The following is a 10,719-nucleotide window of genomic DNA, read 5'->3' as shown; positions in this document are numbered from 1 at the left end:
CGCGTTATCCTGCCAAAATAACGTTACTAAATTATTTCGTAATGAATTAACTGTTGTTCACTCTTCAAGACTTTAAAACGTATTTTTTTGTGATACGGTCTTGTGAGTGCCCACACAGATTGTCTGATTAATTGTTAAAGAGCAGGCTGAAATAAAAAGTGACATTCTCGTTCAGCCGGGCTGCGTATACTACGCTTTTCGCCCGCAGAGTCAAGCGCTTATTGCCGCTTTCTCTGCCCGACCTCACAATGTTTATCAGCGTTGTGTCGGTCAGTGGTGGCGCATTATAGGGCGTTCTTTGGCGCTGGCAAGCGTTTATTTGAAAAAAACTTTTATTCGCGGATTTTTTCAACAAAACACTGATAAAAAGAACAAATCAGTCATTTTTCACTCACTATTTTAAGGAAATCATTGGTAAAATGATCAACTTGCTGCCAGTCGGTATATTCAACTTCTTTAGTTGTATCAGTTTCCCCACCGGTCATTTTCATAATTATTTTAACCATTATCCGATCCAACCAATGATAACGAGGATAAAGTAATGCACCAGCAAAAACACCACACAAATCTGGCTTCCACGGGGTATTAAATAGAAACTTACGAACATACACATTCGTTTCTGGTGTACGTTTCTCTGGCTTCCTTGCTGTCAAATTTACGCCAAAAAATGCGGTTGGCATTTTATTAAGTTGTTGTTGATGACAGATTGCAAACTTTTTCAGTGCCGAATTGAAATGACCATACCTGATCGAAGCTCCAATCATAATCTTGTCATAAGATTCCAAATTGATCGTTTTTACTGTTGCTAAATCTCTGAGCTCGCATACCTTCCCTGATCTGCGTAGATTTTCAGCAATGCGGGTAATGATTTTCTTAGTCTGTCCATCCCGACTGGAATAAAGTAATAAACAATTCATAGCCATATCCCTCTCCCAATAGACTATTCACGCCAGAAGGTTGGTGTAAATAAAACTAATAAAGTGAATACTTCCAAGCGACCAAACAACATCGTTATAACTAATATCCATTTGGCTGCCGGATTCATTGCAGTGAAGTTATCCGCAACAACACCCAACCCTGGCCCTAGATTATTTAGTGTAGCGGCTATTGCAGAAAACGCAGAAAGTTCATCTACACCAGTTGCGATAAGTAATAATAAACTAATGATAAATACCAAAGCATAAGCAGAGAAAAATCCCCAAACAGCTTCAATAATTCTTTCAGGTAATGCTCTTCGCCCTAGCTTGAGGGTATAAACCGCATTTGGATGAACCAATCTCTTCAATTCACGGGAACCTTGCAGGAATAGCAGTAAGATACGAATCACCTTCAGTCCTCCTCCCGTCGAACCTGCACAACCCCCAATAAAAGCGGAACACAACAGCAGTATTGGCAAAAATGATGGCCAACGAGCAAAACTATCTGTGCTGAACCCTGCTGTTGTCGCCATTGAAACAACCTGGAAAAAAGCTTGGTTTAGTGTCTCTATCCCCGACTTATAAATAGCGTGATGCCATAAGATCAGAGTGCAAATAATAACAAGCACTAATTGAATGGAGATAAACATACGGAATTCAGGGTCCCGCCAATATACTGTCAGGCTACGTCCCGTTAATACCGCGAAGTGCAAACCAAAGTTACAACCAGAAATCAGTAGAAAAATCGCAATAATGGTATTTATCGCGGGGCTATTGAAATAACCAATACTCGCGTCATGTGTAGAAAATCCACCAATTGCGATAGTTGAAAAACTGTGAGAAATGGCATCAAAAACTGACATACCCGCAGCCCATAACGCTAAAGAGCAGGCGATTGTCAGTAACACATAAATCAACCATAAAGTTTTTGCCGTTTCAGCAATTCTCGGGCGCATTTTATTATCTTTCAAGGGGCCAGGCATTTCAGCCCGATAGAGCTGCATTCCCCCAACCCCAAGTAGAGGCAGTATTGCAACAGCCAGCACTATAATACCCATACCACCTAACCATTGCAGCATCTGCCGGTAGAAAAGAATCGCTTTAGGCAAGGAATCAAGCCCAATCAGTGTCGTAGCACCCGTTGTTGTTAAACCGGAAAAAGATTCAAAAAATGCATCTGTAATAGAAAGATTTGGCTGTTCAGAAAAAATGAAAGGTAAAGCCCCAACACTACCAAGTACTGTCCAAAACAAAGCAACGATAAGAAACCCTTCCCGGGGCTTTAATTCATGTTTTTGCTCCCGATTTGGTATCCAAAGCATCAAACCGATAATTAAGGCAAAAATAAATGTCTGACTAAATGCACGCCCAGCGCCATCACGATAGATAAGTGCTACCAACCCTGGAATTATCATGGTGACAGAGAAAAGAATGACAAGCAGCCCAACAATACGGGTTATGGCACGAAAATGCATTTAGCTGGTTCCTTAGAAATCCAGTTACAGAGAATATTTACAGATCAGGTGTTAAATACAGTACACCGCGACTTAGATCACGTAATTTATCACCGACTTCCCCCACTAAGGTAGCTGGAAGTGAAATTCGCAAAGTAACATTCTCTGCATACTCACTGGAAATAATTTGCCCTGATGATTTCTGTAATAACTGTTCAATCATAGAGATATGGGCATATTCACACTGCAAGGAACAGAGTTTCTGTGGAACCTTATTTTTTGTCTCCAGCAATTTCAGCGCCTGTTGGGCACCACTTCCATATGCCCTTACCAACCCACCGGTACCTAATTTTATTCCACCAAAATAGCGAACAACAACCGCGGTTATTTCACCGATATTATTTCCCATAAGTTGGGACAGTATCGGCCTACCTGCGGTTCCTGAAGGTTCCCCATCATCTGAAAAACCCAACTGTTGTGAATCATCCGGTGCACCAGCAACAAATGCCCAGCAGTGATGGCGGGCATCAGGGTACTGAGCTTTGATTTTCTGGATAAACGCTTTAGCCTCATCCACCCCGTCAGTATGCTCCAGCAAGGTAATAAAGCGACTTTTTTTAATCTCTTCAGTAAAACTCACTGAAGCTGCGGGTATCAAATAAGGCTTCATTATGGCAATTGAAGATCCCGAGTCATGTTTTCCACTTTATTTTCATGGATCACAATATTGTCTTCAATACGAATACCACCGAAAGGTTTAAGCGTCCCAATTTTATTCCAGTCAAAATGTTTGCTGAACTCACTTTCACGCCAAGATGCAAGCAGCGATTCGATGAAATAAAGGCCTGGCTCGATAGTCAGCACCATGCGAGGTTCTAGAATACGGGTACAACGCAGATAAGGATACATATCCGGAGCGGCTAAATGTGTACCTGTATCATCCTGCATAAACCCTGCCACATCATGGACCTGTAATCCAAGAGGGTGACCAATGCCATGTGGAAAGAATGGCGTTGTCAGCCCTTTTTCAACCATGACTTCTTCACTGACATCTTTCACGATACCATATTTTTTCAACAACTTAGCAATCCGATGATGCATCTGAATATGATATTCGGTATAGCGAGTTCCTGCTTTAATTGTACTAATTAACGCTTTTTGTTCAGCATCCATATCTTTAATTAGAGAAGCAAATTCATTATTACTTTTTGCTGAATAAGTGCGGGTGATATCTGCTGCATAGCCATTATATTCAGCACCGGCATCAATCAGGAAACTACGAATATCCGAAGGTGCATTGTGCTGCAATGCAGTGTAATGCAAAACAGCCGCATTCTCATTCATAGCAATAATATTGTTATAAGGCACATCTGTATCACGATGACCTGTTGCCATAAGATAAGAGATATTAATATCAAATTCACTCATCCCAGCCTGAAATGCTTCATAAGCTGCCAAGTGCCCGACAATAGCCGTTTTTTGCGCTTCACGCATACAGACTAGTTCATAATCTGTTTTGTATGAACGATGGAAATGCAAATAATCAAGAACAGACTTTGGATTAATATTGCGTTCAGAGAAACCAATCTCTTCTGCTCTTTGCGGTGAACAACCGATGTAAGCAACATTCTGTTTCACATAAGTGCTTAACGCTGAATTGATATCTCCAGCATTTGCCAGATGAATCATTTCAACTTCTTTAGTCCAGTAGCTAGTCGGCATCGGTTCTACGCTGTGCCAATAATCTACCGGCGAGTAAAACCATAATTTAGGTTTATTAATACCATCTACCCACAACCAGCAATTAGGCACTTTAGTTACTGGTACCCAAGCTTTGAAGTGAGCGTTAACTTTGAAAGGGTAGTCTCTGTCATCAAGAAAAATACGCTGTAACTCACCAGAGTGAATAAGCAAAGCACCAAATTGATTACGGGCCAATGCTTCACAGGTACGTTGCTGTAATGTAGAGATATGTTCGTGGTACAGAGATGCCAACTTTTCCATTTCAATTGACCTTTTTTATTTTATGGCTAAACCATTAGCTTATCACAGCCGTTGATATTTGCAGGTATCACCCAAAAATCCTCTCAATTTATCGACCCCCACTAACACCTTATTTATCAAGATATAAAAACAATTATTGCCAATGAGATACAAATCTCACTTGTGATCACCCTTGCAAAAAACTAATCACTCATTTGCATTTACTTAACATAATAACCACAATCAAACCCATCTGGTCATACCAGATGGTATGCGCTCATTTAGGAGAACGACATGCTCTATCAAAGTGAAACAATTCAAGTAAGCTGGCTGAAAGATGACATTGCTGAACTGGTTTTCAATGCCCCAGCCGCAATTAATAAACTAGATACTAAAACCGTTGCCTCTCTCGATAAGGCTGTTGCCAGCCTAGAGCAACAAACGGGACTGAAAGGCGTTTTATTACGCTCTGAAAAAGCCGCATTTATTGTTGGCGCAGATATTACTGAATTCCTCTCTTTATTCGATTCACCTGTAGAAAAGCTGCAAGAATGGCTTAACTTTTCAAATAGCATTTTTAACCGGATAGAAGATTTACCTGTACCAACCATTTCAGCAATAAACGGTTATGCTCTTGGTGGTGGATGTGAATGTGTTCTGTCTACAGATTTCCGTGTAGCTTCCCCGGATGTACGTATTGGACTGCCAGAAACCAAACTTGGTATTATGCCTGGTTTTGGTGGCTCAGTTCGCCTTCCACGCCTGATCGGGACTGATAATGCACTGGATATCATTGCCGCAGGTAAAGACATTGGGGCAGAAGAAGCATTGAAAAACGGTTTGATTGATGCTGTTGTTCCCAAAGAAAAACTGGTTGATTCCGCAGTATCAATGCTGGAACAAGCAATTGCAGGGAACCTTAACTGGAAAGCCGCACGCCAGCCAAAATTAGAGCCTTTGAAACTCAATGAAATTGAACGAGGCATGAGTTTTAGTGTGGCAAAAGGTATGGTGATGAAAGTCGCCGGCCCTCATTATCCAGCTCCTATCACCGCAGTTAAATCCATAGAAAAAGCCGCGACATTTGGTCGTGATGAAGCATTGAAACAGGAAACCGCCAGCTTCATTCCTTTAGCACAGACAAATGTTGCCCGTGCCTTAGTGGGTATTTTTCTTAATGACCAGTACGTAAAAGGACTGGCAAAAAAACATCTGAAAGAAGTCACAACACCTGAGTATGCCGCAGTTCTTGGTGCTGGAATTATGGGTGGTGGTATAGCCTATCAATCTGCCCGCAAAGGGATTACTGTCATGATGAAAGACATCAGCCAGCAAGCCCTTGAATTAGGTATGAATGAAGCCGCGAAACTTCTAAACAAGCAGTTTGAACGAGGCCGTCTAGATGCTATAAAAATGGCGAGAACCCTCTCTTCTATTCAACCTACCTTAAATTATGCCGGTATCGAACAGGCTCAAATCGTGGTTGAAGCTGTAGTAGAGAATCCTAAAATCAAAGCGGCTGTACTATCAGAAACTGAAACTCTGGTTAATGAAGATTGTGTCCTAGCTTCCAACACATCAACAATTCCAATTTCAGAATTAGCTAATTCCCTAAAACGCCCGGAAAATTTCTGTGGTATGCATTTCTTCAACCCGGTACACCGCATGCCGTTGGTTGAAGTCATTCGCGGTGAAAAAACTTCTGAAAAGACAATTTCAACCGTAGTCGCCTATGCCAGCAAAATGGGTAAAACTCCGATCGTCGTTAACGACTGTCCAGGGTTCTTTGTAAACCGGGTACTGCTTCCTTATCTCCTTGGCTTCGGTCTGCTATTGCGTGATGGTGGTGATTTCCGCCAAATAGACAAAATCATGGAGAAAGAATTTGGTTGGCCAATGGGTCCTGCTTATCTCATTGATGTTATTGGTCTTGACACTGCACATCATGCTCAATCAGTCATGGCCCAAGGGTTCCCAGATCGTATGCAGCGTGATTATAAAGATGCCATTGATGTTTTATATGACAATCAACGTTACGGGCAGAAAAACGGCCTTGGTTTCTACAAGTACACTCAAGATAAGAAAGGTAAGCCTAAAAAAGAGCAGGACGAGCAAACAGACCAACTGCTGGCAACTATCTGCCAACAGAAGAGTAATTTCTCCGGTGAAGAGATCATTGCTCGTACTATGATCCCGATGATCAACGAAGTTGTCCGTTGTCTGGAAGAAGGTGTCATTGCCAGCCCGGCAGAAGCCGATATGGCTCTGGTTTATGGCCTTGGTTTCCCTCCATTCCACGGTGGTGTTTTCCGTTATCTGGAAACAATGGGAACAGCGGCTTACGTAAAAATGGCTGAAAATTATGCTCACCTCGGTGCTCTTTATCAGGTACCACCTGGTCTGAAAGCCAAAGCTGAACGTAATGAAAGTTACTACTCTACAGCAGCAACGATTGCTGTCAGCACCGGAAAAACAGCGTGAGGTCTGGAAACATGGAAAATGTAGTCATTATTGATGGCATCCGCACCCCAATGGGGCGCTCAAAAGGTGGTGCATTCCGTCAGGTCCGGGCTGAAGATCTCTCCGCTCACCTGATGAAAGAGCTATTTAAACGTAATCCGGCAATACAGCAACACGAAATCGATGACATCTACTGGGGCTGTGTACAGCAAACTCTAGAGCAAGGTTTCAACATTGCCCGTAATGCAGCTTTACTGGCGGATATCCCTCACTCTGTACCAGCCGTGACTGTTAACCGGCTGTGCGGTTCATCAATGCAAGCGCTGCATGATGGCGCTCGTATGATCATGACCGGAGAAGCTAATGTCACACTGATTGGTGGTGTAGAGCACATGGGTCACGTTCCAATGACACATGGCGTGGATTTCCATCCTAAAATGAGTCTGAGTGTTGCCAAGGCCGCAGGAGTCATGGGCTTAACCGCTGAAATGTTGGCAAAGATTCACCATATCAGCCGTGAAATGCAAGATGAATTTGCGCTTCGTTCGCACCAACGTGCTACACAAGCAACGCAATCAGGCGCATTCTCCAATGAAATATCAGCAATTTATGGTCACGATGCCGATGGCATATTGAAATTGTTTGATTACGATGAGGTAATCCGTTCGGATGCTAATCTAAAAGATCTAGCCGCCCTGCGCCCTGTATTCGATCCAGTAACAGGCTCAGTCACAGCAGGCAGCTCTTCTGCTTTATCCGATGGTGCGTCTGCAATGTTGATAACCAGTGAAAGCTATGCCAAGAATCTGGGACTGAAACCTCGCGCCCGTATCCGTTCTATGGCAGCTGTTGGTTGCGATCCTTCCATTATGGGATATGGCCCGGTCCCTGCTACACAAATGGCGCTCAAAAAAGCAGGTTTAGAACTGGGTGATATTGGCGTGATTGAACTAAACGAAGCATTTGCTGCTCAGTCACTTGCCTGCCTGAAAGGCCTGAATTTGTTGGACAGTATGGATGACAAAGTTAACCTGAATGGTGGCGCAATTGCTCTTGGTCACCCACTAGGCTGCTCAGGTGCTCGCATCACAACAACATTGTTGAACTTAATGGAACGCCGCGATGTTCAGTTTGGCCTGGCAACCATGTGTATCGGTTTAGGCCAAGGTATCGCCACCATTATAGAAAGAATGGATTAAGAACTTATCTGTAAGAATTATTATAACTGAGTCGTTGTTGCCGTAATTCCCGCCTGTCAGGGGCGGGTTTTTTTATTATTATTTTAAATGAATTCGAAAGCATCACCATACATGTTGTCAGTAGAAGCATCACGCTCACCACAAAAGCGCTCGCGAGCAATTTTTGCCATTTCAAATCGCCCTGCAATGTAGATATCATAATTGGCCAAACTACCAAAATCCTCTAGTACCGCTTTAAGCACTGTTCCTGTACGTCCACACCAACCATTCTCTGACTGTTCAACAACCGGAACAACCTTCAAATTAGGGTAGCGCTCTGTAAATAGCTGTAATTCAGTAAGATCATATAAATGTTGTGATTCTCTGCCTCCCCAATACATAGAGATCTGGCGTTCAGGTTGTTCTTCCAACGCTGTCAGTAATATAGAACGGGTATAAGAAAACCCCGTACCGCCTGCAATTAATAACAGCGGATTAGTGCTGCTTTGACGAAACCAAGCTTTACCATGAGGGATATCAATATCGATCACTTTCTGATCCAGAATTCTATCCATCACCGCCATTGCATACAAATTCAATTCAGAAGCACCAATATGTAATTCAATAAACTCCTTTTCTGAAGGTGTTGATGCCATTGAAAACGGACGCTTATCTCTCTCACCCATTACCACCATCAGATATTGACCGGCACGGAATGAGAACGGAGAATCAGGAAGTAACCGTACCCGATAAACCGTATCAGTAATAGCCTCTACAGAGGTTACTTTGCAGCTCAGTGTTGTCATGCGTTCCCTCTTATGGTCCTAAAATATCTAATTCATCCCAGATTTTGTCGACGCGGGTACGCACTTCTTCACTCATCACAATAGGACGTCCCCATTCCCTCTGCGTCTCTCCCGGCCATTTGTTCGTTGCATCCATTCCCATTTTCGAACCCAATCCTGAAACGGGTGATGCAAAATCGAGATAATCTATCGGAGTATTCTCCATTAATACTGTATCTCTTGCCGGATCCATCCTCGTAGTGATTGCCCAAATGACATCGTTCCAGTCTCTGGCATTGATATCATCATCACAAACGATAACAAACTTTGTATACATAAATTGCCGTAGATATGACCAAACCCCCATCATGACTCGCTTGGCATGACCCGGATATTGTTTCTTCATAGTCACGACGGCAAGACGATAGGAACAACCTTCAGGAGGCAGATAAAAATCGACAATTTCAGGAAACTGTTTTTGTAAAATCGGTACCAGCACCTCATTCAATGCAACCCCCAACACAGCAGGTTCATCCGGCGGGCGGCCAGTATAAGTCGAGTGATAAATAGCATCATGGCGCTGAGTAATATGTGTCACAGTGAACACCGGGAACATATCGATTTCATTATAATAGCCCGTATGGTCACCATATGGCCCTTCTGGGGCTAACTCGCCAGGCTCAATATACCCCTCCAATACGATCTCAGCACTTGCTGGTACCTCCAAGTTATTTGAAAGACATTTCACAACTTCTGTTTTATATCCTCTTAATAACCCGGCAAATGCATATTCCGATAATGTATCAGGAACTGGCGTCACAGCCCCCAATATTGTCGCTGGATCAGCCCCCAAAGCAACAGCCACCGGGAAACGTTCTCCTGGATGTGCCTGACACCATTCCTGAAAATCAAGCGCACCACCACGATGAGATAACCAGCGCATAATGAGTTTATTTTTACCCAAGACTTGCTGACGATAGATACCAAGATTTTGCCGCTCTTTATTCGGGCCACGAGTGACTGTCAGCCCCCAAGTAATCAACGGCGCAGCATCCTCTGGCCAACAGTGCATAATCGGAATACGGGTTAAATCTACATCGTCACCAACCGAAACATGTTCCTGACAAGGCGCAGTATTAAGCCGTTTAGTTGGCATATTAAGGACTTGCTTAAATTTCGGTAGCTTATCCAGTAAATCACGAAAACCTTTCGGAGGATCGGGTTCTTTCAAAAAAGCTAGCAGCTTACCCACATCATGCAAAGCTTTAACATCTTTCTGCCCCATTCCCATAGCAACACGCTCAGCAGTACCGAACAAATTACACAATACAGGCATCGAATAACCTTTGGGATTTTCAAACAACAAGGCAGGCCCACCAGCGCGAAGGGTACGATCTGCAATCTCAGTCATCTCCAAATAAGGATCAACTTCAAAACTGATGCGTTTCAACTCACCTTTATGCTCCAATAAGGTTAGAAAATCTCTTAAGTCACGGTATTTCATACTATTCATTTATGCCGGTTTTTAAGGGGGAAAACATTATAAGCCATCCCACTCAGCTTTTTTGTGTTTTTTTCAGAAGACTACAAAGTAAACCAATAAGTTACTAAAAAGCAATGAGGTTAATTCAACCTTGCGACCTTAAAGTCAAATACAACGAAATGGAGGCTAATAAGTTAATATTTGAGCATTAAATTGCCTAGTAAGATGTTTAGTTGGAACATATACCCTATGGATTTCAAGATGCATCGCGACGGCAAGGGAGTGAATCCCCGGGAGCATAGAGAACTATGTGACCGGGGTGGGCGAGTGCAGCCAACAAAGAGGCAACTTGAAAGATGACGGGTATATTGCATTGGAACATCTCGATACCTTTACTCTTACCACAGAAATAATACTATCACTATCTCCTCTGGGTTCACTGCACAAGATGCAGCCAAT

At 43.0% G+C, this 10,719-nt stretch carries 8 protein-coding genes; 2 read left to right on the top strand and 6 right to left on the bottom strand.

The window, feature by feature from the left end:
* Positions 1-380: 380 nt before the first annotated feature.
* The 4 genes from hemG to pepQ are packed head-to-tail and all read right to left on the bottom strand — an operon-like array spanning position 381 to position 4,375.
* On the bottom strand, positions 381-917 hold the full coding sequence (hemG, locus tag AACQ83_RS17130) for a menaquinone-dependent protoporphyrinogen IX dehydrogenase (protein WP_112878807.1): 537 nt from the start codon (positions 915-917) through the stop codon (positions 381-383).
* Between the two features lie 23 nt (positions 918-940).
* Positions 941-2,392, bottom strand: coding sequence for a Trk system potassium transporter TrkH (gene trkH, locus AACQ83_RS17125; protein WP_112878806.1), 1,452 nt, complete (start codon positions 2,390-2,392; stop codon positions 941-943).
* Between the two features lie 37 nt (positions 2,393-2,429).
* Positions 2,430-3,041, bottom strand: a complete 612-nt coding sequence (locus AACQ83_RS17120; RefSeq protein WP_112878805.1) for an IMPACT family protein — start codon at positions 3,039-3,041, stop codon at positions 2,430-2,432.
* Positions 3,041-4,375: a Xaa-Pro dipeptidase gene (gene pepQ, locus AACQ83_RS17115; protein WP_112878804.1), complete on the bottom strand. Its 1,335-nt coding sequence runs from the start codon at positions 4,373-4,375 to the stop codon at positions 3,041-3,043. Before pepQ ends, AACQ83_RS17120 begins: the two co-directional genes overlap by 1 nt.
* A gap of 273 nt (positions 4,376-4,648) precedes the next feature.
* On the opposite strand from pepQ, the gene fadB reads away from it, so the two are divergent.
* Positions 4,649-6,835 (top strand): fatty acid oxidation complex subunit alpha FadB, encoded by a 2,187-nt coding sequence (fadB, locus tag AACQ83_RS17110; protein ID WP_112878803.1) that lies wholly within the window; start codon positions 4,649-4,651, stop codon positions 6,833-6,835.
* Positions 6,836-6,846: 11 nt separating this feature from the next.
* A complete protein-coding gene (gene fadA / locus AACQ83_RS17105) occupies positions 6,847-8,013 on the top strand; it encodes an acetyl-CoA C-acyltransferase FadA (protein WP_112878802.1) in 1,167 nt (388 codons plus the stop codon).
* A gap of 83 nt (positions 8,014-8,096) precedes the next feature.
* On the opposite strand, the gene fre is transcribed toward fadA, so the two are convergent.
* Both fre and ubiD read right to left on the bottom strand, forming a co-directional pair.
* Complete coding sequence (fre, locus tag AACQ83_RS17100) at positions 8,097-8,798, bottom strand: NAD(P)H-flavin reductase (RefSeq protein WP_112878801.1); 702 nt, start codon at positions 8,796-8,798, stop codon at positions 8,097-8,099.
* Positions 8,799-8,808: 10 nt separating this feature from the next.
* Positions 8,809-10,281, bottom strand: coding sequence for a 4-hydroxy-3-polyprenylbenzoate decarboxylase (gene ubiD / locus AACQ83_RS17095; protein WP_112878800.1), 1,473 nt, complete (start codon positions 10,279-10,281; stop codon positions 8,809-8,811).
* Positions 10,282-10,719 lie beyond the last annotated feature (438 nt).

The organism is Photorhabdus sp. S10-54 (assembly GCF_963878145.1).
Classification (GTDB): domain Bacteria; phylum Pseudomonadota; class Gammaproteobacteria; order Enterobacterales; family Enterobacteriaceae; genus Photorhabdus; species Photorhabdus kayaii.
The sequence above is the reverse complement of the archived record's forward strand: the minus strand, read 5'-3'. Positions and strand labels throughout refer to the sequence as shown.